Source organism: Wolbachia endosymbiont (group A) of Scambus nigricans (assembly GCF_947251485.1).
Lineage (GTDB): Bacteria > Pseudomonadota > Alphaproteobacteria > Rickettsiales > Anaplasmataceae > Wolbachia > Wolbachia pipientis.
The window spans coordinates 664,712-687,805 of the sequence record NZ_OX366356.1 but is presented as its reverse complement, the minus strand read 5'-3'; the positions used below and the strand labels follow the sequence as shown (position 1 = coordinate 687,805).

Here is a 23,094-nt window from a genome sequence, read left to right as displayed (position 1 = left end):
TGCTTACCTTATTTTGATTAACATATGCATAAGACTTTGGGTTTAATATGTATCACATTTTAAAATACAAAGATTATGAACCAAAAATAGACGAAAGTGCTTTCATCGCAGGTGGTTCGCATATCATAGGCAAGGTTGAAATAGGAAGAGATGCAAGCATCTGGTTTAATTGTGTAATCAGAGGGGACGTTGGATCAATAAAAATAGGTAATGGAACAAATATTCAAGATGGAACGGTAATTCATGTGGATAGAAACCCAGGTGGTGACACAATTATTGGCAGCATGGTAACAGAGGGACATTTTTGTGTGTTGCACGCATGCACGGTGCATGATAAAGCGTTTATTGGTATGGGCTCTACCGTGATGGACCATGCAGTTGTGGAGTCTGAAGCTATGGTAGCTGCTGGCTCGCTAGTGACACATGGAAAAGTAATAAAAAGTGGGGAAATATGGGCTGGCAGGCCAGCAAAGTTCTTCAAAAAGATGTCGAATGAAGAAATTAAACATATTACACAATCAGCACAAAACTATATTATGCTAATGAAGGAATATAAAAACTGAAGTTCGTGTCAAGTAAAACACTTGACACGTACATTTCGGCTTAACCCTTGTTACTTCTTTTTCCCATCTCATTTACTTCTTGTGCTTTTGCCCCATCTACTTGAGTACTAGGTAATACTGCATATGTAATACCACCGGCTACGAGTGCAGATGCTACTGCTATACCAATCATTACTAACATCTCTAACTTAACTGTACGTTCAAGTGCAGTAAATGCTACCAATCCAACAGCAAGACCCATACCAACAGCAGTGGTGTACCGTGCTGCATTGCCTTGTTTTAGTTGTTGAATTTTTTTGTTTTCAGCTTCTAATTCTTTATTTTCCTTCTTTGGCTTGTGAACTTCTTTCTCTTTAGCTGTTAAGTCTGCCCTCAGCTTGTCAACTTCAGCATTTGGCTGTTGTTGTTTTAGTTGTGCTATTTCTTTCTCTCGATCTGCTAATTGTTGATCTAAGTCTGTAACTTCTTGTGTATTTTGTTGAGCTTTTAATGCTTTTGTTTCCTCGTCTTTCTCTTTTAACTTCTGCTTACTCAGTTGTAGTTTTTCACCTGCTGATTTTTTTTGTTTTCCTTTTTTTGACGTAGTAACACCTTCTTGCTCACTAATAAGACCTTTACTTGATGACGTGCTACTATTAAAATCAAGTCTTCGATCATCTTCATTTTCTGATGTTTCTTCTGCTGCTCTACCATCCAACACTGCTTTGGTTGCCTCAGTTGCCGTACCTTCAGTTTGTTCAGCAAGTACTTCAGGTGAAGAATTTTGATTTTTATTCGAGTCCAACATATTAAACCTCAATATATATAATTAAATTAACATTACACAATACCCTTAGAACCCAAGGTCAAGTAATATTTTTATCATAGCATAGAAAATTTATGTTCGCAAACAAAAAATTTTGGCGTAAAATTGCCGTATTTACTTAATTGTGCTATAGCTAAAGTAATTTAGGTTTACCGACCATCGTCATTCCGCTGCTTGTTAGCGGGATCTAGAGATACCGCGGAGGTATAACGTTGCTAGCTTAAGGTTTAAAATTGAGAAATATTTATGTTAAAAGAAAAATACGGCTTTAAAGAAGTTGAAGACAAATGCAACATATTATGGGAAGGTAGTAAAGTTTATAAATGGAATGGTGAAAAGGATAACACTTTCACTATAGACACACCTCCACCAACAATATCAGGAAAACTCCATATTGGCCATATATTTAGCTATTGCCACACGGACTTTATTGCAAGGTTTCAACGCATGCTGGGAAAAGATGTTTTCTATCCGATTGGGTTTGATGATAACGGGCTTCCCACCGAAAGATTGGTTGAACAAACCTATAAAACCCGTGCAAAAGAAGTTGGCAGAGAAAAATTTATAGAGATGTGCCATGAGGTTATTGAAAAATCAAAGCAAGAATTCAAGGAACTATTTAAATCGGTCGGCATTAGTTATGACTGGGATTTGGAATATCACACGATCAGCAAGGAAACTGTGACGCTTTCACAGATGTCGTTTATTGATCTATATAATAAAGGGTATGCATATAGAAAAATGCAGCCCATCCTTTGGGACCCGGTTGATAAAACAGCAATTGCGCAAGCAGAAATAGAAGATAAAGTTTTTGAGTCATCCTTAAACACGATAGTTTTCTCTACTCAAGAAAATGAGCAGATCAATATTGCAACTACGCGACCTGAACTACTTCCAGCATGCGTTGCAGTTTTTTGTCATCCAGAGGATACGCGCTACACTCATCTGATCGGAAAAACAGCGGTAGTGCCAATAACAGAGGAGAAAGTTCCAATAATAGCAGATGATAAGGTTAAAATAGATAAAGGCACCGGGCTTGTTATGTGTTGTACATTCGGTGATGAACTCGACATATATTGGCAGCAAAAGCATAATCTACCGATGAAAATTATCATCGATCAGGATGGAAGGATGGACCTAGATGATGTCATTCCAGTGCTTGACACTGGAATCCAGGAAAAAGAGCCAATGCCAGCGATGACAGAGGAAGATATCATGTCAGCGTATGGTCAGAAAAAAGAAGAATGGATCCCAGTGTCAGCTACTCGGATGACAGACGATATACTAAATGAAATAAATGGATTGAAAGTTACAGCAGCAAGAAAGAGGATGATCGAAATCCTAACTAAAAAAGGACTTTTGATAGAAAGCACTAGCATTTCTCATTCTGTTAAGTGCGCAGAAAGATCTGGTGCACCACTTGAGATATTACCTACTTATCAATGGTTTATCAAGATCTTAGAGCAAAAAGCTCAAGTATTAGATAAAGTAAAAGAATGCAATTGGCACCCAAGCAATATGCGTAAACGTATGGAAGTGTGGATAGAAGGGCTAAATTGGGACTGGTGCATCTCAAGGCAGCGCTATTTTGGTGTGCCATTTCCAGCGTGGTATTCTAAACGTAAGGGAGAAGAAGGTAAAATTATTCTAGCTGAAATAAAGGCCCTACCTATTGATCCACTCAAAGATTTGCCAAAAGGGTATAGCAAAGAAGAGATTATCCCAGATCAAGATGTAATGGATACCTGGGCCACAAGTTCAATTACTCCTCAACTAAGTGCACTAGCAGTAAACAGTGAGTTTAGCTTACCAAATCATCGCTATGATACGATATTTCCTGCAGATCTGCGCAGCCAGAGCCATGAGATAATAAGAACTTGGGCTTTTTATACTATTTTAAAGGCACATTATCATGCAAATTCTTTACCTTGGAAAAACATTATGATCAGCGGTTGGTGTTTAGCAGATGATAAGAAAAAGATGAGTAAATCAAAGGGTAACATCATTACTCCTCATGTAATACTTAAAACTTATGGAGCTGATGTAGTGCGCTATTGGGCAGCGAACTCAAGGCTTGGAGTTGATACAGTCTACTCTGAAAATACATTCAAAATTGGCAAGCGCCTCGTTACAAAACTTTGGAACGCTAGCAAGTTCGTTTCCATGTTCATGGAAAAGCATCAAGTGATGAGCATAAATTCTGCTCACGAGACAATGGATAAGTGGATATTGTCTAAGTTATACAAAGTTATAGAAAGAGCAACGAACAACCTATTACAATTTGAATACTGCGAAGCTTTGGGCGTAATAGAGGAATTTTTTTGGAAGGATTTTTGTGATAGTTACTTGGAGTTAGTAAAAAAACGTGCGTACGGAAGCAGTTTAAGTGCAAAACAAAGCTTGGCGTATGTACTGAATATTATTTTGCGGTTATTTGCACCTTTCTTGCCTTACATTACAGAAGAGATATACCACCAATTGTATAGTTATAATTCTGTACACAATCAAAGTAATTGGCCGAGCAAAGAAGAACTTATCTACGATAAATATTCAGAGGAAATGGGAGATAATGTTATTCAGATATTAAACATTATCAGAAAGATAAAGGCAGATAATAATGTATCAGTTAAGCATCTGATAAAAAAGTTGATGATAAAAGCAGATCTACGAGAGGACAAATTGAATCAATCCGCACAGGATGATTTGCAGGCAGTTTGCAATGCGGAAACGATAGAGTGGATGCAGTCTGAGCTTGAAACTGAAGACGAGAAATACATAGTGAATATAGATTTATATTGATTTTTATGTGAAATTAGTTTGACTTCCTTTAATTTGAGTATTACCATAACGATAGCTTTACTTATGAGGGAACGATAGTAGGAAATCTATATAATAAAAATAATGCACCATATCTTATAGCTGGTGCTTTTGCTACTTTGGCATTGCTTGCATCTGGGACACTCGCTGTTGCTCCTTATGTTGCATTCTTATCTCCAATTGCAGCCTTTAATGTAGCTCTTCCTGTTGCTTTGAGTTTATCTATACTTTCTATTTTGGTGCTTGCACTTTCATGTAAAATGATCAGCCAGAATAAAAAGCTTGATGCACAAAAAGCAGAACCTAATGAAAAAAATGGATTAGCTAAAGAGCAAGAAAATATAATACAAAGCTTAGAGCCTCAAATCAAAAAGCTAAAAGAGCTAAATAAGAGGCTTAGTAGTCAATACAATGAAATTGTAAAGCTAATTGGTAGTGCTGCAAAAAAAGATGAAGTGGAAGAGCTAATTAGTAGTTTCACGGCAAGATTAGATGAAATTTCAAAGCAAGCTAATAATGCTACAACAAAAGGTGAAATGGAAGAGCTAAATAAGAGGCTTAGCAATGAAATGGAAAAGCTAATTGGTAGTCTCATAACAAAAGAGGAATTAGAAGAAAGGCTTAGTAGTCTCATAAAGAAAGTTGAAGTAAAAGAAGAGCTGCGGATGAAGTTTTATGAAAAAGATGAAGAAAGAGGAAAGATAACATTTGATGATGTTATACTTCCAAACAATATAAAACAAAAGTTGATGATGATTTATGAACCAGATGCTCTAGAAAATGGAGAAGGATACATTTTGTATGGTCCACCAGGAACTGGTAAGACTATGACTGCTAAGGCGATTGCAAGTGAAACTAGATTCAAATCTGCATTTATAAGTGTTTCTGGATCTGATTTGCTTAATGTGTCAAATATAAATAAGGTTTTTGAGAAAGCAAAAAAAAACACTCCTTGTATAGTTTTTATAGATGAAATTGATAGCATTGGCAAAATACGCAGTGATAATAATGTAGAATCTTTAAATAATTTATTAGCTGAATTGGATGGATTTGAATCTAGAAAAGGTGTGACGGTGATTGCTGCAACTAATCACTTAGGTGTTTTAGATAGGGCACTTATTAGGGGAGGTAGTTTGTCCATACACATTAAGATTCCTACATTAGACACAGACACACGTAAAAAAATAATAAATGAGTATTTTTCACCAGCAAATCTGATTAGTTTATTAAAGGAAATAGAAGATTGTGGAAGTAAAGTACTTAACAATACTAAGATTGCGGTTATTTGTCGAAGTTTTAAGAAGACTCATAATATTAAAAAGGTGTCGAATAAGCAGACTAACGGGAAAATTGAAAATTCTATAGGAGAATCACAGCAATACATATCCAGACCATCACATAAGCTGAATGACGCTTTATGTGATTCTGGATATACCAGTATGTTCCACCCCGACCAACAGCTGCCACACATTTTGAGTACAGTTGTACACTGGATACATAAAACCTTAGCCATTTTTAGCTAGCAGACTGAAGATGGGAAGTTTGTTGTAGGTGCAGCACTATAATTCCTCCACAGATAAGAGAATTTTAATAAATATATACAAGACTGCTGAACGTGGGGGAGGAGGGGAGTAATGAGCAATTTGCTTAGTGAGGCTAACACATTTTATTTTATAGCTAGTTCCTTAGCTACTCTTACGTTACTTACATCTTTAGCGCTTATTGTAACTTCTAATGTGCCTCTTCCTCTAATTCTTGCTTTAGCTACATTATCTGTTTTGGTGCTTGCACTTTTATATAAAATAATTCGTAATAATAAGAACAAAGATTTACGTGATAAAAATGTAGAATTGGAAGCAAAAGTAAAAGGTCAGTTAGAACATAAGGAGGAGATGCTTTCTCTTGAACACCAAGAGTTACGTGATGAAAATACAAGATTGAATGAAAGAGTAGATTCTTTAGTGGAGGAATTGTATCAATGCAAATTAGAAAGTGAAAAGAATAAGTTATGTTTAAAGTCAGAATATGAAGATGAGTTACGCTTAAGATTGGAATATGAAGATGAATTAGAATTGGAATTAGAACATAAAAGTAGGGAAGCTTCTTCTCTGCATACTCAATTAACTATGTTAAGAAAAAAAGTAGAAGTAGAAGAAGTAAAACAATTAAAAACTTTAGAATCGGAAGAACAACATGAGAGCTCAGAAAGCGACATAAAAGAATTAGAGAAGAAGTTATGCCAGTCGGAAAAGGAAAAGAAAGAATTAGAAGGTAAAGTTAGTGATGAACGTCAAAAGCGCACTGATCTTGAAAGTAAAGTTGATAAATTGTGTACAAAGGAGAAAGAGTACTTATCTAAAATTAAGGAGCTGGAAAAGGAGTCATTATCTTTACAAAAAGAAGAGAAAGAATCTGATAACACATTAACAACAGTGAATGATGATCGCGATAATAAGGTGAAAGAATTAAACAGTTCACTTTTGAAGCAATCCTCTCAAATAGAACAACTTCAAAAAGTTTTATTGGAAAAGAAAAAAGAAGAAGTGCTTTTTTTGCAACGGATGATAGAATATGTAACAGATGGGGTAGAAAAATTAGTAAGGGAAAGTGAAGTGATCAGAGATGATGATAAAAAAGTAATATTACAAGTGATTCAAGCAACAAATTCTATGTTAGTAGAAGAAGCTGCAAAATATTTGCCAGGCGAAACGTCTGTTCCTTCATTTGTGGAAGATCCTGGATATACCAGTGTATGTTCTACCCCGACCAACAGCTGCCACACATTTTGAGTACAGTTGTACACTGGATACATAAAACCTTAGCCATTTTTAGCTAGCAGACTGAAGATGGGAAGTTTGTTGTAGGTGCAGCACTATAATTCCTCCACAGATAAGAGAATTTTAATAAATATATACAAGACTGCTGAACGTGGGGGGAGGAGGGGAGTAATGAGCAATTTGCTTAGTGAGGCTAACACATTTTATTTTATAGCTAGTTCCTTAGCTACTCTTACGTTACTTACATCTTTAGCGCTTATTGTAACTTCTAATGTGCCTCTTCCTCTAATTCTTGCTTTAGCTACATTATCTGTTTTGGTGCTTGCACTTTCGTATAAAATAATTAGTAATAATAAAAAAATAGAGGTTGAGAGAAATAAATTCGCTCAGAAAGAGCAAGAGTTGGAAAATAAAATAACTCTAGGAAAGGAAGCTGAAGAAGCTGCAAACAAAGAAGTGAAGATCAATTACATGAATTAACTAGAGAGAAGCAAAATTTAGACAAGAGAGCAAAAAAATTGAATCAGAAAGTAAATGAGTCAGAAGCTGAGAGAAAATCTTTTCTTAAAGAAAAAGAATCTTTAGAGAAAAAATTAGAAACAGCAAAGAATCGTACGTTTGAAATAGACAATGAATTGGACAAAACAAGAAAGGAAATAGGTAAGCTTAATGAGCAGGAAGAGAAATTAAAACTTGAAATCTCATGTTTGAAGAAACAGTTGGAAGAAAGAAGTAGATTTATTGCAAAGCTGAAGATGGAAGTGGATGATAATAAACATTTAGAGCTAGAGAATAAGGGGTTAAATGATAGAATAGAAACGTTACGTGAAGTACAAAAGGCACTACGTGAGGAAAAACATGAACTTAGTGAAAAAGTAGAGGCATTGAATAAGGAAAAAAATAAACTTTCTAAAGAAGTAGAGGAATTACGTGAAGAACAAGAAAGGCTGCATGCAAACTTAGGTAAGCTACAATGTAAAATTAAAGAGGTCAACAAAGAAAAGAAAAATTTATCTAAAGAATTAAAAGAGAAATTTGAAGAGTTAGATGAAGCAAATGGTTTAATTAAAAATCAATCTTTTGAGTTAGATGGGATAAGAAAAGATTGTAATAATGAAGTAAAAAGTTTAAGAAATTTACTTTTAGAACGAGACAGTCAAATAGAAGATTTTTTGAAAGAGAAAGAAAAACAAGTGAATTTTGCGCAACTGTTGATAAGATGCGTAACAGACAATATAGAAGAACCAATAAGAAATAATGATGGAAAAGCAATATTAGATACGATTCAAATATTAAAGTCTGCGTTACAAGGAGAAATTGCACGGCTTTTGCCAGACGAAACGCCTTCTTCTTCGCTGGAAGATCTTGGATATGAATCATTATTTGTCAGTCGCTCATCCACCCCGACCAAGTTGCCAAATTCACTATTGACAGAATCTTATGAACGCAGTCAGTTCAATCAGAGTGAAAGTATTTGCAAAACACAACAATGAGTCTTATTATAAGATAAATCATGCAAGATAATGAACCCAATAATATGCGCACTGGATACACAAGACTTAAATAAGGCTATTTCTCTAGCTAATGCTCTGCGTGGTAAAGTTGGCATGGTAAAGCTGGGATTAGAATTTTTTGCTGCTCAAGGTCTTTCTGGAGTGCAAGAAGTTGCAAAATGCAATGTACCAATTTTTTTAGATCTGAAATTGCATGACATTCCAAACACTGTAGCCAAAACAGTTGAAGTAATAAAAGTTCTGAACATTGAAATGTTAACTCTGCACATCAGCGGTGGAACAAAAATGCTTGAAGAAGCGCTAAGTGTAGTGCAAGGCACAAAAATAAAGCTGATTGGAGTGACAGTGCTAACTAGTATGAACAATGAGGATTTAAACGAGCTTGGAGTAGCAAGAGAGGCAAAATCACAGGTAATTTTGCTTGCAAAGCTTGCAAAAAAGATTGGACTCCATGGAATAGTCTGTTCTGCACTAGAAGCTCAAGAAGTGCGCCGAGAATGCGGTGAAGACTTTAAAATTATTACTCCAGGAATTCGTATAGATCCAGGTCATGACGACCAAAAAAGAACAGCAACACCAAAAGAAGCAATAAATTCAGGAGCTGATTATATCGTCATTGGCAGACCCATTACAAAAACTACAAGTAGTGCGGAGCTAATATTGAAATCCATGAAAGAATTTTAATATAATAACTTAATTTATAAAAATACTAACATATTAATTAGGAATAAGCATGAGTAATATCAATAGAATAATACGCGAAGTAATCAAGGAATTCCGCTCAAAATTACCAGATAAGGAAATAGAGAAATATTCTGGCAAATTGAATAAGCTACATATCTACCAGTGCAATAAGCATATAATAGAAAATAAGAAGCTATATCATTATACAATAAATGGGAAAACCCATGCTATGGGTCAGCATGGGCATAATTTTGTCAAGAGTTTAGAAGTTATCTTGAGGAATAAGCCACAAATTTCCTTAGAAGAGGTAATTGATTTTATGGAAAAATAATTAATTTTGGTATTGATAGTTGTTATGGAGCATTTGAGATGATATTTGAATCTCGCTCTGGTGTTACAATAGATGATGCAGTTATAGCTCTTTTTACAATAATCCGAACAGACCGTAATATGCTACTGGCCTGCTATAGCCATAAACACATATCTTATCGCATTCGGACTATTATAAGAAAGGCTATAATTTTGTAAAAGATAGCTTATCTAGTAAATTTTATAGATTCCATGGCAGTGGGATTTTCAAAGTAATATTAGAACTTAATCCAGAGAGCTCTCTTGAAGAGATAGAGAAACAATTTAGCAAAGTAGTAGATCCTTACTTTCTTAATGCTTGGAGTCGAGAAAGTGAAAGGGCTTTTGCTAAGATATGTAGGTTATGTAGAGAAGGACATGTGGAGAATATGCAGAAATTTGATTTTAGCAATTTTAATTTAGATCAAGATAGTGCTGGAGCATTAAGAGCACTGTTACAGTATTGTGTTGACGTTTCTAATCAAAAAGCTTTAGGTGATTCACATGAATTGCATAGAGAAGAGATGGAGGGGATATATAAGATGATAATTACGATTTAAATTTAGATAGTGATCATAATGATAGTATCTGGCATTGAAATTATACTACAATAATAAAATAACTGGATAAAAATTATCACCAAAAAAATTCAAAAAAGTGCTTGACATAAAAGAACGAACATTATATAGTGTCATTATCTTTTATTCTACCTCGCTTAATTTAATTACTGGATTAAGCTTACAGTACTAAGCGTGGCACAAAGTGCCACGCTATTTTTCGGTTTACATTTTCAACAGATAAAAAATGATGCCATTTCAGTGCCAAGCATATAACTGTACGGATATTCATTTTTAAAGGTAAATTGCACAACAGATGATGTCATTCCAGTGCTTGACACTGGAATCCAGAAATTTTGCTTATCACTGAGCTGATGAGCTAAAGGTATAGCCTTTCTTATAATAGTCCGAATGCGATAAGATATGTGTTTATGGCTATAGCAGGCCAGTAGCATATTACGGTCTGTTCGGATTATTGTAAAAAGAGCTATATAATAAAATAGAGCAAGTTAAAACTGAAAAATTAGATAGTGATTCAATAATGATGTTGTATTACTCTCTGGACGAATATTATTCCAAAAATGCGTCATTTTTGATGAACAGGAGTACGTTGAAGGATATCAGGCTGCTAAAATCTCAAACAGGTCAGTATCTCTGGCAACCAAGTCTGTCGCTTGAAGCTCCAGATACTTTAATGGGAATACCAGTATATCAATCTGCCGATATGCCACCAGCGCCAAACAATCAGCTACCAGTAATTGCGATGGCAGATTTCAAACAAGCTTATAAGATTGTAGATAACAGAGGAATGAGAATATTAAGAGACCCTTATACGAATAAACCTTATGTGAGGTTTTTTGTCACTAAGCGTGTCGGCGGAGAGGTTGTAAACACCAGTGCTATTAAATTGTTGAAAGTTGCGAGCAAGTACTAAAAACTTCCGCAGCATCATCTTTATAGCTGATCAAAGCAACACGTCATACCGCGATTCATTCCATAACTGTACGAACATTGTGATTTTGGCCCATCAGGAGGGTGTCATCCCAGTGCTTGACACATATAGCTAAACTGACTTAGATTTACCGACAGTTTGAAAAACAAAAATTCGTCATTCCGCTACTTGTTAGCGGAATCTATGCTGAGATATCGCGGCGGTATGACGTAGGAAAACCTTTCTTGGGTTAGCTATAGTTTGCTATATTATGTGATTTTATTTTTAGCATTGCTTCTTACATTATGTAATTTTGTTTTACATAATATACATTATGTAATTTTCGATGCTAAAATCTGTTATAGCTCTCAGTATGATATGAGTGATTCTCTTTTAATAATTATTTTTTAAATAGTTTGTTGGTTCATCAATTTCTTTAGGATTGATATCTACAATTATTTTTCCGTTTTTTAACAGAATAATCCGATCTGATATTTTTGTTAAAAAATCCAAATTGTGAGAAGCAATAATCATAGTAATACCCATATCTCTAACTGATTTTAATAGTTCCACAACGTCGACTATTGTTGCTACATCTAAACCAGACGTTGGCTCATCGCATAATAGAATCCTTGGATTCATCATTAAGCTTCTGGCAAGCGCAACCCGCTGTTTTTGCCCACCGGATAGATTACTAGGGTAATCATTTTTTTTAGAGGCAATACCCAAAGACTCAAGTAGTGAATCACTTTGATCCTGAGTTTTGTTTTTAAGTTTGGGAGCATATGTAAGATTTTCCCAGACAGTCATATGTGAGAAAAGTTGAAAATCCTGAAATACAAAACCAGTACTATCATTGCATTCAATGCTACCAGAATCTAAAACTTCGAGTTTTTGTATACAACGTAACAATGTTGATTTACCACTACCAGAAGGACCAGCAAGACCAACTATAGATTGCTCTATAATCAGGTTAATATTATTAAGTACTGGAATATTATTAAATAATTTACAAACATTATGCATTTTTATCATATATACCTTTCCGTTCAATCTTTTTGCCTATATATTCAATTAGTAATACAAGAGCGTAATAATAAGCCCCAGCAAGACAAAGTGGTATAAAATAAGTAAATTGTTCTGCTGCAAGCATTTGCGCAGAGCGCATAATATCAACACCACCAATAGTAGAGATTAATGCCGTTTCTTTAAGAAGTGCAATGATCTCATTTATCATTGCAGGAAGAATATTTTTAATAACTTGTGGTAATATAATATCTCTCCACATATAGAAACTAGGTATTTGTAAAGTTTTAGCTGCTTCAAACTGGTTTTTTGATATAGTTTCAATACCAGCTCGTAAAATCTCAGCAATATAAGCACAGCTATTTAGACCAAATGCTATAATGCCAGCACTAAATATGTTTAATTTAATTCCTGCAATGGTTGGGGTCATAAAATAAACAACACTTAACTGTAATATAAGGGGGGTGCCACGTATTACAGATATAATTCCATTAATTAATGGAATACAGATCTTATTATATCTGAGTACTGACAATAATCCCCCTAGACTCACACCTAAAAGCAGTCCTCCAATCAATAATTTTAAAGTAAAGGCAAGGCCTGTTCCAACAAACAAGAAATTAGAAATTAATTCTTGCATCAGTTATCTCCTAGCCATTTTTCTGCTATCTTTTGTATTACACCTTTACTTTCTAAACTTTTTAACGCCTCGTTTATTTTATCCTTTAAATTAGATCCTTTATTCACAGCAATAGAATAACCATTATCTGACTTAGCGATGGCTGACCATGATAGACCAGGATTTTTTTTGCTAAATACTTTACCTTGGAATCCATCGATTAGGACGCCATCAACATGACCAGACTTTAATGTTTCTACAGCTTGATTATTATTGTCCATAGCAATAATTTGAGCTGTTGTAGGAACATGCTCTTTTAGCCAAATTTCCATGACAGTTCCTAGTTGAACGGCTATCTTCTTGTGAGTTAAGTTGTTTATACCGGCTATGGGTTTATTTTTGTGATATAGAATACCAAATTCCCCTGTATAATAACTATTTGAAAAATCAAAATTTTTTTCACGCTCTTCTGTGCTACCAATAGTAGATATAGCAGCATCTACAGAATTACTTTGTAATGCTGCAAATATAGCACTAAACTGCATATCTTTAAACATTGCTTCTTTACCTAACTCTTTTGCTACTAATTGAGCAAGCTCAATGTCAAAGCCAGTAAATTTACCATTTTCATAATATTCAAAAGGTGGATAATCTGCAGAAATTGCAAATCTAATGATATTATCGTGTTTATTTTCCTTGCATCCTGTTAATAGAATACTTATCACTATAATAGCATTTAAAATATATTTTTTCATATTACTAATTTATATTCATATTTTATTCATCTTATGAATATAGACGTTAAAAATTGAATAGTCAAGAAATAATGAATATAATTTCAAATATACTTATTACATATTCAATATGAGGAAAATGCATAATGCATGACAACACACTAGGTGAACATATTTTAAATATTATTCAAAATCACGAAATTTTAGAGCAGAGCGATTTACAGACCTTGCTTAAAGAAAGAGGGCACAACATTCCTCAGGCTACTTTATCAAGAAAATTAAAAAAACTTAAAATTGCCAAAGTTGCTGGTATGTATAAAGTAATTGACATCAACCAATATCGATTACCATTAATACTTAATATGCAAATTTCGGATTTTGGTTTAATAGTACTACACACTCAACCAGGACAAGCTAGCAGCCTAGCTTACTTTCTAGATCAGAAGTATGTTATTTATTCATTAAATAATAGCAAAAACATAGGAATTATAGGAACTATAGCAGGTGATGATACAGTATTATTGATCATCAAAAGTAAGGCTGAACTTAACAAAGTATTACAATCAATTTATAAAACATTTCCATATTTAAGTCCTGAATAAGAATGTTGTAAGTTAAAAATGTGATATAAAGGAGATAAGAGGGATTTCTTTGTTTAAATCTTTGTCTTCTTTTTTTCAATATACCTACATATCAGAATGGACAATTCATATAGAATCAGCATAGGTATTGCAAGCCCTACTTGGCTTAATACATCAGGTGGAGTTAAGATTGCAGCGATAATAAAAATTACCACTATCGCAATTCTGCGTTTATTTGACAAACTTTGTGTAGTGAGTAACCCTACTCTCACCATTAATGTGAGTATTACTGGAATTTGAAATGCAGTGCCAAAAGCAAACATAAATTGGAGAACGAGGTCTAAATATTCCCTAACTGATGGCATAAACTCTATTGGTATACCGAAAGATTTCCCACTATGTTCAAAAGTGATGAAAAACTTCCAGGCTAAAGGAAATATATAGTAATAGACTACAGTAGCTCCCGTTACAAATAAAACCGGTGTTGCAATCAAGTATGGCAACAACACTGCCCTTTCACTTTTATATAACCCAGGTGCTAAGAACATATAAAATTGCCATGCAAACACAGGAAAAGAAAACAAAAGTGCGCTCATTATTGCAACTTGGAGATACACAAAAAATGCCTCTGTTAAGTCTGTGTAAATTAAAGAAAAACCTTCGCTACCTTTTGTTGCTTCTATTAAAGGTGCGAGTAAAAAACGGTATATATTTTCCTTAAAGTAATAACAAAAACCAAAAGCAACGCAAAAAAATAAAAAGCAAAAGATAACTCTTTTTCTGAGTTCCGCAAAGTGCTCATAAAATGAGGCGTATTTGCTTGAGTTCCAGTTCACACTTTACTATAGCTCAATAATGCTATGTCTAACATTCTCAGCGAAAAAGCCCACTCATTGTCATACCACGCTGCAACCCTGCATATATCACCTGTAACATATGTACCAGTTAAATCCACAATTGCACTATAAGGGTTATGCACAAAATCTATTGAGACTAAAGGTTCCTCGCATATAGAAAGTACATTTGACATTGGATAACCCTCTGTCATCCTAGTACCCTCTGATGTCATCCGAGTAGCTGACACTGGGATCCAGAAATTAGATTCCAGCGTCACGCGCTGGAATGACGTAGAGGAGAGAGCTGCATCCTTAAACATTTCATTGATTTCTTTAACGGTCGCTTTCTTATCAGTCGTAAATGTAAAATCAACCATAGAAACATTGCTAACCGGAACTCTGACGGCAGTGCCATCTAGCTTTCCCTTTAATTCAGGAATTACAGAACCGATTGTTTTTGCTGCCCCGGTTGTAGTTGGCACCATAGATAATCCGCAAGCCCTTGCTCTACGCAAATCTTTATGATTACCATCAAGAACATTTTGATCATTCGTGTAGGCATGTATAGTAGTCATAAAACCGCTTTTTATACCTAAACTAGAATGTAGGACTTTCACAATCAGAGCAAGGCAATTTGTAGTGCAAGAACCTGCTGATATCACTTTATGCTCTTTTTCGAGCATATCGTTATTCACACTATAAACTATAGTGACATCAGCATCCGGAACTGGAGCAGAGACAATTACTTTCTCTGCATTGTGCCTTATTGCTTCTTCACGTTTATTGAATGCACCAGTACATTCAAGTATTACATCAACATTCCAAGGAATATTTTCAGGGCTCCGTTCTCTATACAAAGAAAACTTTTTGCCATTTATAGAAATCCAATTTTGAGACTCATTAAAATCAATATCACCACTGAATTTGCCATGAACAGAATCATATTTAATCAAATGTGCATGCTGCTCAGCACCGAGCGATCCATTGATAGCTACAACTTCTATTTGCTCACTATACTTTTCTATTTCATAAATAGCACGCAATACACTTCTGCCTATTCTACCCAGACCATTAATTCCTACGCGAACCGTCATCTCTTCATTCAAAAAATTTAATTATAGAGGATATCACTTGATATTTCATTCTATTCTTTTGCTTTTCTATCGATATGAACATTATAGCAAGGAGACAGGGCTAAAAACTTGCTTGACAAACTCCGCCAGCCCCTTTATCACGGCAGTGAAGCTATTGTATTTGCTTTCGCCAATCTGCAGATTAAAAGGTAAGGATTACTTAATGTATCGGCGTCTTATGTTTAATTTTTTGCAGTATATAGATACTGTATGTCTTTACAAAACTTCATCTACATCTAGATTTTTATCTAAATAAGCTGAACGCGCTTATAAAGCGTTACAAGACATCAAAAAATGCCAATACTCGACAGAGATAGTAAAAGACTAGCTAACTCGGGGATTCTTTGTCTTTTTTTCTGCTTAGTAAATTTCTTAAACATTTGCAGCGTAGGTTAGTTGCAATTAAAAGCAGCTGAATTTCCCTTGTCAAGCGTTTAAAACATAAAAAACGCCAATATTTTAAAGCAGATAATAACCCCAGGGCTTCTTTTGCCTTTTTTTTATTTAGTAAATTTCTTAATGTTTATAGCTAAAAGAGCCCAAGAGAGGTCAGTGCCTCTGTGATGTCATTCCAGTGCTTGACACTGGAATCCAGCCTTTATTATGCAGCCACTTGGTTGAAATTAAGTCTTCTGGATCCCAGTGGGCTTTGTTGCATCGCTACTTATGAAAGGCTAACTATAGTTAGGATTATAAGCAACCTATTGAAAATCTTGTTTTTTTGCAATCAATCTGATCAAATTTAAGAATAGTAATTTGTTATTTATATTAATAAATTTAATTCTATTGAAAATAGCTAAAGCATTGAAATTCTTGAATTTTAGCCGGATTGGTAAATGGTAGTGAAATTTCTTTTACTCAAATTTAGGTATTCATTGACCGTTCTTGTTATAAATACCAGAATAATAAGCTACTGATATTCCCTATCTTTTTTATCTTTAATCCATCATAGCTAGCGATGCAACAAAGCCATCCCAGTGTCAAGCACTGGGATGACGAGAAAGGAGCACTGGAATGACATCATAGGGGCGCTGCCGTCATAAAGGAACCAGTTTCAGCTACTTTCATGACATCGTTGTAACATTGTACCATATTACAATTTAGCGTTTTTAGTAACTAAGAAAAGTGCTTCCCCCTTTTAGAGCACTGCATATAATAGAATTATATCGCAGTGCATTGCGAAACAAAATTCCCAATACTACAGGAGGCTTTATGAATAAGACATTTCTCTATTCACCATTGTCAATAAAAAGCATAGGAGAAAACGGTGTATTTTCTGGTTATGCTAGCGTTTTTAATATAGTTGATAAACAAAATGATCTGATATTGCCTGGAGCATTTAAGGAAAATTTAAACAGAAATAAAATAAAACTCCTTTGGCAGCATAATCCTGACGAACCTATAGGTAGTATCATAGATATTTACGAAAATGATGTTGGTCTATATATAATTGCACATTTACTTTTGGGTATTCAGAAAGCAGAAGAAGTGTATTTGATGCTCAAAACTGGGGCAATTAACGGACTTTCCATCGGCTATATACCTATAGAGTATGATGTTGATCATAAAAGTGGAGCTAGAGTGTTAAAACAAGTGGAATTATGGGAAGTCAGTTTGGTCACTTTTCCTGCAAACTTGGCTGCTCAGGTAATCAATGTGAAAAATCAGAACAATGAACAGGAAGTGTTAGCAAGAGCGATAGAAAAAGCAAATGCTGTACTTGCAGACATGTACATTTCTGCTTAAAGTGTATTAGGCGGGCAAAGACTTTACCATAATTTGACACCTGTGTTAGTATTTGTTTAACATTTATACTAATATATATAACTTTATTACTATTAAAATTTTCTGTAAATTAAAGTTAAAAAATAAGGTAATTTTATGCTAAATATTAATAATAAGGTTAATTATGAAATTAATATTAAGCGAAAGGAAAAAAAATACAGCTGGTCTACTGTATTTGCTTGGTTATATCTAAAAACGATTGGACGAACATTGCCCAAGAGATGGAATAGATGGGCAGAAAATATTTTGTACTACGATAAAACTACTGCAAACAATGAAGTTCAAACTGATGCTTTTAAGACAATAGATGGAAGTGTTCAAGTTGACTTAAAACCTGAAGTTGTAGAGAAAGAGAGCCAAAGTGTAGTGATAAACAAAGATGGAGGGGTTCAGACTGATGGAGTAGCATTGATAACAGAGGAAGATGATGAAGCATTAGAAGAACAGCTGGAGGGCATAATCAGGAATTAGAACTTGAACGTTTACAAAATGCTTCCTTAAAAGAAGAAAATAGAGAATTACGATCTGCAATTGAAGGACTTGAAAAGAGTTATAAGGGACTTACAGAAGATGCAGGCGAACGAGAAGAGGAACTAACCAAATACAAACAAGATAAAAAAGCAATGCAGGATAAAGTTGATGAACAACAGAAAACTATATTTGATCAATACATGATAATAAGAGAGCAAGGAGAAGAAATTGAAGCTACTAGGAAAGATAATGAAAGTCTGCAAGCACAAATAATAGAACTTAAGAGTAGGTTAAAGGACAAGGAGGATAAATTAATTGAATTGAATCAACAATGGCAAGCTAGCAAATTAGTGGCTTTACTTAAATCACAGACTGATAAATTGTGTCAGGCTAAAGACAAAAATACTGAATTAGAAAATAAAGTCAGTGACTTAGGTCATGAAAACAAAGCTCTACGATTAAGTGTGAATACATTGACTGCTCAATTGGGTGAAATGGAGAACTTGGGGAAGCAATTACAAAGTGTTCAAGAATCTAAACAACAATTGGAGATTGATTTAGAAGGTCAATTGAAAGCTGACACTAAGAAACTACAGGAAGCAAAAGAAGGTCAATTGGCTAAAAAGGCAGGTGCAGTGAGTACAGTATCTACTGCAAAATCAACTCTTTCAAAATTACGAAACTTGCCCAATAAGCTTTCTAGGGATAAGGGTCTCAATAACTTTTTATCTGGGAAAAACGAGGAGTTAAAAAAAGGTTTTCCTGAATTTAAAGAGAAACACTTTTGCCATAACGTGCTTAATGAAACTATAAAGTCTCTATCAAATCAAGATGATGGCAAATTTGAAAGCAGTAAGCTGCTTGAATTATTAGAAAGTAATTTGAAACAATCCGCAAGGGAGATCATAGAAGCTAAGGTTAAAGAAGTTGTCAACGAACATTGTAACATTGGAAAAAATATGGGTAAAGAACTACGAGATGACACGTTAAAAGCCAAGTTGTCACCTTCTGTTAGAAAATGCGTAAAAAAATTAGAATTTAACAAACAAGAAGGGGTAAATAAGATTGTAGACTCTATCTTGCACAGCTTTAATAGCAAGAATAATAATAACGACTCAGGAGAATTGCTTAAAGAAATCGTTACAGGAAAATTAACAGAGGCTAAAATGAAATGTTTTTCAAATAAGATTCAAGAGTTATAGCTCTTTTTACAATAATCCGAACAGACCGTAATATGCTACTGGCCTGCTATAGCCATAAACACATATCTTATCGCATTCGGACTATTATAAGAAAGGCTATACAACTGGCATTAAGCATAAGAGATAAATTTTATCTCCAGATCAGGGAATGTGTAATCAAACTCAAGGAGGGGTAAACGAATATCAATTAACAGAAAAAGCTAAAAAAGAACATATACCTAATTCCTCTATGAGTTCCCCTAATATTGCAAGCATACATTCATTGAACAGTCAGAAAGCAGTTAGAATAGGCTCTTAGCATAAAGCACCAGCTCCTCTTTTGTTAAAGTGTAGGAGCTATCTTCCCAATGTTGTTTTAGCAATTCCAAGTTTCTACCTAAACTTTTTCCTGGCTGGTGACCTATACTTATTAAATCATCGCCAGATAAAGGAAATTTTGGAATATTGAATGTGTTAGCAAATGAAATGTATTCATCAACATTTTCTCCAGACTCAACACCACAAATTTTCACTAAATCACAATATAATTCTCTACCAAATAAAGATATGTATTTTTTTTGCTCTTTTTCTGAGAGTTCTGTTTTGATATCGTTGGATAATAAAAATAACAGCTTTTTCTTTTGCTTGTTTGAAAGACGTAGAAACTTACTTACATATTCTCCAAGACTTAGCCTGTCATTTTTGGTGGTCCTAAGGAGTAACGCTAATTTTACTAGTGCATCAGTGCCGAAAAGAAGTGACGAAGACAGAATTTCGCATTTTACTTCTTTTGGGATAATCTTTTGCAAAACATCAGATTCTTGCATGCTCTTAAGTGTTGGAAAAGGATCATTGCACTCTAGCAATTTAAGTATTTCATCTCTTATTCTCTCTCCAGAGAGGTTTTGAATCATATGCGAATGCTTTTTGCATACGTTTAGTATTTCATCACTCAAATCTCCGACACATATTTTTGCATGAAAACGAAATGCTCTTAAAATACGTAGATAGTCTTCTTTAATTCTATCTTCAGCGTTGCCTATAAAGTTTAACCTTCGCGCTTTTAAGTCCTCTATACCACCAAAGTAGTCATATATATGGCCATGCTTATCTGCATACAGAGCATTAAATGTAAAGTCGCGCCTTGAAGCATCCGCTTGCCAATTATTGGTAAATTCTACTTTTGCATGCCTACCATCACATTTCACATCATGCCTTAGTGTTGTGATCTCAAAAGATCTTTGATTTAGAACCGCAGTGATAGTTCCATGTTTTAAGCCAGTTGGAATAGTTTTAATATTACGGAGTTTTAGCGCTTTAATCGTTTGATTGGGAAGCAAATTAGTAGCTAAATCGATGTCGTGGACATCACGCTGTAAAATTGAGTCTCTCACACACCCGCCGACAAGCCTAGCCTCACCACCAAATTCCTCTATGGCATCAATAATTAAACTAGTCTCATGGTCAACTTGCATTTAGGTTAGTACGTACTGCAAGTTCATATTATATGAAATGCTTGCAAAAGCCCTATATAAAAATATACAGGGCTATTAAGATTTTACAAGTTGTGGTGCTCGTTGTTGATGAAATGGTTCTGCCATCGATTCCGTACCATATCTTAGTAAACTTGAAGGGTTTTGCTGCTCTATGCGCTGCTTTATATCACTAACGCACTGCCATACAACATCACCAATTTTTCCATCAGCATTTTCTGCCAATAACTTATCAAATCCCTTTTCAACCTCTGCTCTCTCAGAGATATCCTTTGAAAGGTTACAATATTCTAAGATCTCGTCTAGCTGCAGTTTTTTTGCTAATAGGAAATCTTCTTGTTCTTGCTCTTGTTTAAGTTTGGTTTCCTCTTGCAGTTGTTTTGCTAAACTTTTATTTCTATCAAGCAATGGTTCGAAATGCAATCCGCCTTTGTTTATTATATGCACAATACTACTATCATCATAATCAACTTTATTGTATTCACCTGCACTTTTTGAACCTGAATTGCCTATTAATTCATGCAAAGACAGATCTTGGTTATCAACAGTCTGGTTCTCTATAACATGTAGCTTTACCTTATACTTTTCACAAAGTATTCTGCCTTCAACGTCAGGATCACCCCACCTACTGTTACGCATAATGTCTGCTGTATAATCATCTACAGTTTCACTACGGCGCTGGCCATTGTTATCATGACTATTGACAATTGCATTTGTAAACCACTTTGGTGGATTCTTTTGCGCAAATTCCCTACAATCATTTCTTAATTTTTCGGCAGTAACTTGCTCTCCTGTCTGTTGTTCTAGACTTTGCCTGAACGAGTCAAAAAAACAGCTTCCATTACCAATTGCTTGTCCTACATAGAAATTGTCAGAGTAAGGGTTACTATTTAAAAGAGTTATTTCTTGCCCTGAGATCTTGGGCCCTTTTATTCCAACCTCAACATCATGAAAGTCACTTGGTAGTTTCCGTTTCTTAGCTGTAGTCATAGTTTTACCTTAATTTAAGCTATATATTACTATACCAACAAAATTGTCAATAAGCGATTAATTAAGTATAGCAGAAATTTTTAAATTATGCAATAGTTATAATTTTACATAGCAAATATGAGTTTTAACTGCGGTATAGTTGGGTTACCAAACATAGGAAAATCAACCTTATTTAATGCGCTTACAGAGTCAAGTGCAGCCGAAGCTGCAAATTATCCTTTTTGCACAATCGAGCCAAATATAGGCAAGATTTCGATACAAGATCAACGTTTGAAACAAATCGCAGCAATTGCAGGCTCAGAGAAGCTAATCTACAACCAATTAGAAGTTGTAGATATTGCAGGTCTGGTAAAGGGTGCGAGTAGAGGTGAAGGGCTCGGCAATAAATTTTTAAGCCATATCAGAGAAGTTGATGCCATCGTTCATCTGCTCAGGTGCTTTACGGATGACGATATCAGCCATGTACACAGTAAAATAGATCCAATATCAGATGCTGAAGTGGTAGAAATGGAATTAATCCTAGCTGATATTGATAGCATAGAAAAAAGGCTTCCTCAATTGGAAAAGAAAGCAAAGCAAGGTGATAAAGAGCTAAAGAGACAACTTGAATTAATGCAAGAGGTACTGGCTACTTTAAAATCAGGTAGACCTGCAAGAAGTTTGGAGAATATCGATGGAGATGAGATGAAGTTGCTTCAATTGCTGACAACAAAGCCCGTTATGTACGTTTGCAATGTTGAAGATACAAATGTTATAACTGGCAATGAATTATCTAAAAAGGTAGAGAGAATGGCAGAGGAAAATAAAAGCAAATTTTATTGCATTTCAGCAAAACTCGAAGCAGATATTGCAAATCTTGATAGTGAAGAGGAAAAACAGAGTTTTTTATCAGAATTTGGCTTACAAGAATCAGGCCTTGATGGAGTAGCGCGTATTATGTATGAAGTGCTGAGTATGATAACTTTCTTTACTGTGGGCCCCAAAGAAGCACGGGCATGGCCAGTAAAAATAGGGTCAACAGCCGATAAGGCAGCAGGTGTAATCCACACTGATTTTGAGAAAGGCTTTATAAAAGCAGAGACAATAAGCTTTGCAGACTACATAAAGTATGGAAGTGAACCGGCTTGTAAAGACGCAGGAAAAATTCGCTTTGAAGGCAGAGATTACATCGTGCAAGATGGTGATATAATGCACTTTAGGTTTAATGTGTAGTAATTTATCCTTTCTATTGGTTTTTTATCTAAGGCAT

24 protein-coding genes and 2 pseudogenes are annotated in these 23,094 nt (G+C 34.8%); 16 read left to right on the top strand and 10 right to left on the bottom strand.

Features of this window, described 5'->3' with window-relative positions:
- The first annotated feature begins 47 nt into the window (after positions 1 to 47).
- Positions 48 to 563: a gamma carbonic anhydrase family protein gene (locus OPR46_RS03890; RefSeq protein WP_265042838.1), complete on the top strand. Its 516-nt coding sequence runs from the start codon at positions 48 to 50 to the stop codon at positions 561 to 563.
- A gap of 40 nt (positions 564 to 603) precedes the next feature.
- Here the strand turns inward: OPR46_RS03890 and OPR46_RS03885 are convergent, their stop codons facing one another.
- Positions 604 to 1,350, bottom strand: a complete 747-nt coding sequence (locus tag OPR46_RS03885) for a hypothetical protein (RefSeq protein WP_265042837.1) — start codon at positions 1,348 to 1,350, stop codon at positions 604 to 606.
- 264 nt (positions 1,351 to 1,614) lie between these two features.
- On the opposite strand from OPR46_RS03885, the gene OPR46_RS03880 reads away from it, so the two are divergent.
- The 8 genes and pseudogenes from OPR46_RS03880 to OPR46_RS03840 all read left to right on the top strand — a co-directional run bounded on the left by OPR46_RS03880 (position 1,615) and on the right by OPR46_RS03840 (position 10,068).
- Positions 1,615 to 4,167: a valine--tRNA ligase gene (locus OPR46_RS03880; RefSeq protein WP_265042836.1), complete on the top strand. Its 2,553-nt coding sequence runs from the start codon at positions 1,615 to 1,617 to the stop codon at positions 4,165 to 4,167.
- A gap of 137 nt (positions 4,168 to 4,304) precedes the next feature.
- Positions 4,305 to 5,708 carry an AAA family ATPase gene (locus OPR46_RS03875; RefSeq protein ID WP_265042835.1) on the top strand — a complete coding sequence of 468 codons (1,404 nt, stop codon included), beginning with the start codon at positions 4,305 to 4,307 and terminating at the stop codon, positions 5,706 to 5,708.
- 111 nt (positions 5,709 to 5,819) lie between these two features.
- Positions 5,820 to 6,974, top strand: a complete 1,155-nt coding sequence (locus OPR46_RS03870) for a coiled-coil domain-containing protein (protein WP_265042834.1) — start codon at positions 5,820 to 5,822, stop codon at positions 6,972 to 6,974.
- 159 nt (positions 6,975 to 7,133) lie between these two features.
- Positions 7,134 to 8,455 (top strand): annotated as a pseudogene (locus tag OPR46_RS03860) (hypothetical protein).
- A 30-nt stretch (positions 8,456 to 8,485) separates the two neighbouring features.
- Positions 8,486 to 9,160 (top strand): orotidine-5'-phosphate decarboxylase, encoded by a 675-nt coding sequence (pyrF, locus tag OPR46_RS03855; protein ID WP_265042827.1) that lies wholly within the window; start codon positions 8,486 to 8,488, stop codon positions 9,158 to 9,160.
- Between the two features lie 49 nt (positions 9,161 to 9,209).
- Entirely contained in the window at positions 9,210 to 9,491 is a 282-nt protein-coding gene (locus tag OPR46_RS03850; RefSeq protein ID WP_265042826.1) for a hypothetical protein, read from the top strand.
- 38 nt (positions 9,492 to 9,529) lie between these two features.
- On the top strand, positions 9,530 to 9,688 hold the full coding sequence (locus tag OPR46_RS03845; protein WP_265042825.1) for a hypothetical protein: 159 nt from the start codon (positions 9,530 to 9,532) through the stop codon (positions 9,686 to 9,688).
- Positions 9,689 to 9,897: 209 nt separating this feature from the next.
- Positions 9,898 to 10,068, top strand: a complete 171-nt coding sequence (locus tag OPR46_RS03840) for a hypothetical protein (RefSeq protein WP_265042823.1) — start codon at positions 9,898 to 9,900, stop codon at positions 10,066 to 10,068.
- A gap of 230 nt (positions 10,069 to 10,298) precedes the next feature.
- Here OPR46_RS03840 and OPR46_RS03835 read toward each other — a convergent pair whose 3' ends face one another.
- A complete protein-coding gene (locus tag OPR46_RS03835; RefSeq protein ID WP_265042822.1) occupies positions 10,299 to 10,520 on the bottom strand; it encodes a hypothetical protein in 222 nt (73 codons plus the stop codon).
- 86 nt (positions 10,521 to 10,606) lie between these two features.
- Here OPR46_RS03835 and OPR46_RS03830 point away from each other — a divergent pair, with 86 nt between their 5' ends.
- Positions 10,607 to 10,999 carry a phage major capsid protein gene (locus OPR46_RS03830; RefSeq protein ID WP_320109351.1) on the top strand — a complete coding sequence of 131 codons (393 nt, stop codon included), beginning with the start codon at positions 10,607 to 10,609 and terminating at the stop codon, positions 10,997 to 10,999.
- A gap of 390 nt (positions 11,000 to 11,389) precedes the next feature.
- On the opposite strand, the gene OPR46_RS03825 is transcribed toward OPR46_RS03830, so the two are convergent.
- From OPR46_RS03825 to OPR46_RS03815, 3 genes are read right to left on the bottom strand one after another with little or no spacing between them, the layout of a single operon-like run.
- Positions 11,390 to 12,031 (bottom strand): amino acid ABC transporter ATP-binding protein, encoded by a 642-nt coding sequence (locus tag OPR46_RS03825; RefSeq protein WP_265042820.1) that lies wholly within the window; start codon positions 12,029 to 12,031, stop codon positions 11,390 to 11,392.
- A complete protein-coding gene (locus OPR46_RS03820; protein ID WP_265042818.1) occupies positions 12,015 to 12,662 on the bottom strand; it encodes an amino acid ABC transporter permease in 648 nt (215 codons plus the stop codon). The genes OPR46_RS03825 and OPR46_RS03820 overlap by 17 nt, the downstream gene beginning before the upstream one ends.
- Entirely contained in the window at positions 12,662 to 13,396 is a 735-nt protein-coding gene (locus OPR46_RS03815; protein ID WP_265042817.1) for a substrate-binding periplasmic protein, read from the bottom strand. The genes OPR46_RS03820 and OPR46_RS03815 overlap by 1 nt, the downstream gene beginning before the upstream one ends.
- A gap of 125 nt (positions 13,397 to 13,521) precedes the next feature.
- Between OPR46_RS03815 and OPR46_RS03810 the strand changes: the two genes are divergently transcribed.
- Complete coding sequence (locus OPR46_RS03810) at positions 13,522 to 13,977, top strand: arginine repressor (RefSeq protein WP_265042815.1); 456 nt, start codon at positions 13,522 to 13,524, stop codon at positions 13,975 to 13,977.
- Between the two features lie 53 nt (positions 13,978 to 14,030).
- Here the strand turns inward: OPR46_RS03810 and tatC are convergent, their stop codons facing one another.
- The 3 genes and pseudogenes from tatC to OPR46_RS07005 form a co-directional block, all read right to left on the bottom strand.
- The gene (tatC, locus tag OPR46_RS03805) at positions 14,031 to 14,792 is read right to left on the bottom strand and encodes a twin-arginine translocase subunit TatC (RefSeq protein WP_265042814.1); all 762 of its coding nucleotides are present in this window, start codon (positions 14,790 to 14,792) and stop codon (positions 14,031 to 14,033) included.
- Positions 14,789 to 15,886 carry a type I glyceraldehyde-3-phosphate dehydrogenase gene (locus OPR46_RS03800; protein ID WP_265044079.1) on the bottom strand — a complete coding sequence of 366 codons (1,098 nt, stop codon included), beginning with the start codon at positions 15,884 to 15,886 and terminating at the stop codon, positions 14,789 to 14,791. Before OPR46_RS03800 ends, tatC begins: the two co-directional genes overlap by 4 nt.
- Positions 15,887 to 16,489: 603 nt before the next feature.
- A pseudogene (locus tag OPR46_RS07005) lies at positions 16,490 to 16,570 on the bottom strand (WPE palindromic element domain-containing protein); the annotation flags it as partial.
- Positions 16,571 to 17,137: 567 nt separating this feature from the next.
- Here OPR46_RS07005 and OPR46_RS03790 point away from each other — a divergent pair.
- The 4 genes from OPR46_RS03790 to OPR46_RS03775 all read left to right on the top strand — a co-directional run bounded on the left by OPR46_RS03790 (position 17,138) and on the right by OPR46_RS03775 (position 19,559).
- Positions 17,138 to 17,671, top strand: a complete 534-nt coding sequence (locus OPR46_RS03790; RefSeq protein ID WP_265042813.1) for an HK97 family phage prohead protease — start codon at positions 17,138 to 17,140, stop codon at positions 17,669 to 17,671.
- Between the two features lie 135 nt (positions 17,672 to 17,806).
- Positions 17,807 to 18,181: a hypothetical protein gene (locus OPR46_RS03785; RefSeq protein ID WP_265042812.1), complete on the top strand. Its 375-nt coding sequence runs from the start codon at positions 17,807 to 17,809 to the stop codon at positions 18,179 to 18,181.
- Between the two features lie 152 nt (positions 18,182 to 18,333).
- A complete protein-coding gene (locus tag OPR46_RS03780) occupies positions 18,334 to 19,383 on the top strand; it encodes a hypothetical protein (protein ID WP_265042811.1) in 1,050 nt (349 codons plus the stop codon).
- Positions 19,384 to 19,415: 32 nt separating this feature from the next.
- Positions 19,416 to 19,559: a hypothetical protein gene (locus OPR46_RS03775; RefSeq protein ID WP_265042810.1), complete on the top strand. Its 144-nt coding sequence runs from the start codon at positions 19,416 to 19,418 to the stop codon at positions 19,557 to 19,559.
- Between the two features lie 105 nt (positions 19,560 to 19,664).
- On the opposite strand, the gene OPR46_RS03770 is transcribed toward OPR46_RS03775, so the two are convergent.
- Both OPR46_RS03770 and OPR46_RS03765 read right to left on the bottom strand, forming a co-directional pair.
- Entirely contained in the window at positions 19,665 to 20,837 is a 1,173-nt protein-coding gene (locus OPR46_RS03770) for a CCA tRNA nucleotidyltransferase (protein WP_265042809.1), read from the bottom strand.
- Positions 20,838 to 20,912: 75 nt separating this feature from the next.
- Positions 20,913 to 21,845 (bottom strand): OTU domain-containing protein, encoded by a 933-nt coding sequence (locus OPR46_RS03765; protein WP_265042808.1) that lies wholly within the window; start codon positions 21,843 to 21,845, stop codon positions 20,913 to 20,915.
- A gap of 117 nt (positions 21,846 to 21,962) precedes the next feature.
- Here OPR46_RS03765 and ychF point away from each other — a divergent pair, with 117 nt between their 5' ends.
- A complete protein-coding gene (ychF, locus tag OPR46_RS03760; protein ID WP_265042806.1) occupies positions 21,963 to 23,057 on the top strand; it encodes a redox-regulated ATPase YchF in 1,095 nt (364 codons plus the stop codon).
- Positions 23,058 to 23,094: the final 37 nt, after the last annotated feature.

Bases quoted from the DNA above. Each gene is read 5' to 3' on its own strand.
- OPR46_RS03800 (WP_265044079.1), bottom strand. From the start codon at position 15,886: ATGACGGTTCGCGTAGGAATTAATGGTCTGGGTAGAATAGGCAGAAGT.
- OPR46_RS03770 (WP_265042809.1), bottom strand. From the start codon at position 20,837: ATGCAAGTTGACCATGAGACTAGTTTAATTATTGATGCCATAGAGGAA.
- OPR46_RS03765 (WP_265042808.1), bottom strand. From the start codon at position 21,845: ATGACTACAGCTAAGAAACGGAAACTACCAAGTGACTTTCATGATGTT.
- OPR46_RS03870 (WP_265042834.1), top strand. From the start codon at position 5,820: ATGAGCAATTTGCTTAGTGAGGCTAACACATTTTATTTTATAGCTAGT.
- OPR46_RS03785 (WP_265042812.1), top strand. From the start codon at position 17,807: ATGCTAAATATTAATAATAAGGTTAATTATGAAATTAATATTAAGCGA.
- OPR46_RS03820 (WP_265042818.1), bottom strand. From the start codon at position 12,662: ATGCAAGAATTAATTTCTAATTTCTTGTTTGTTGGAACAGGCCTTGCC.
- ychF (WP_265042806.1), top strand. From the start codon at position 21,963: ATGAGTTTTAACTGCGGTATAGTTGGGTTACCAAACATAGGAAAATCA.
- OPR46_RS03880 (WP_265042836.1), top strand. From the start codon at position 1,615: ATGTTAAAAGAAAAATACGGCTTTAAAGAAGTTGAAGACAAATGCAAC.
- OPR46_RS03890 (WP_265042838.1), top strand. From the start codon at position 48: ATGTATCACATTTTAAAATACAAAGATTATGAACCAAAAATAGACGAA.
- OPR46_RS03840 (WP_265042823.1), top strand. From the start codon at position 9,898: ATGCAGAAATTTGATTTTAGCAATTTTAATTTAGATCAAGATAGTGCT.
- OPR46_RS03845 (WP_265042825.1), top strand. From the start codon at position 9,530: ATGATATTTGAATCTCGCTCTGGTGTTACAATAGATGATGCAGTTATA.
- OPR46_RS03825 (WP_265042820.1), bottom strand. From the start codon at position 12,031: ATGATAAAAATGCATAATGTTTGTAAATTATTTAATAATATTCCAGTA.
- OPR46_RS03850 (WP_265042826.1), top strand. From the start codon at position 9,210: ATGAGTAATATCAATAGAATAATACGCGAAGTAATCAAGGAATTCCGC.
- OPR46_RS03790 (WP_265042813.1), top strand. From the start codon at position 17,138: ATGAATAAGACATTTCTCTATTCACCATTGTCAATAAAAAGCATAGGA.
- OPR46_RS03835 (WP_265042822.1), bottom strand. From the start codon at position 10,520: ATGCTACTGGCCTGCTATAGCCATAAACACATATCTTATCGCATTCGG.
- pyrF (WP_265042827.1), top strand. From the start codon at position 8,486: ATGAACCCAATAATATGCGCACTGGATACACAAGACTTAAATAAGGCT.
- OPR46_RS03775 (WP_265042810.1), top strand. From the start codon at position 19,416: ATGCTACTGGCCTGCTATAGCCATAAACACATATCTTATCGCATTCGG.
- OPR46_RS03810 (WP_265042815.1), top strand. From the start codon at position 13,522: ATGCATGACAACACACTAGGTGAACATATTTTAAATATTATTCAAAAT.
- OPR46_RS03830 (WP_320109351.1), top strand. From the start codon at position 10,607: ATGATGTTGTATTACTCTCTGGACGAATATTATTCCAAAAATGCGTCA.
- OPR46_RS03815 (WP_265042817.1), bottom strand. From the start codon at position 13,396: ATGAAAAAATATATTTTAAATGCTATTATAGTGATAAGTATTCTATTA.
- OPR46_RS03885 (WP_265042837.1), bottom strand. From the start codon at position 1,350: ATGTTGGACTCGAATAAAAATCAAAATTCTTCACCTGAAGTACTTGCT.
- OPR46_RS03780 (WP_265042811.1), top strand. From the start codon at position 18,334: ATGCAGGATAAAGTTGATGAACAACAGAAAACTATATTTGATCAATAC.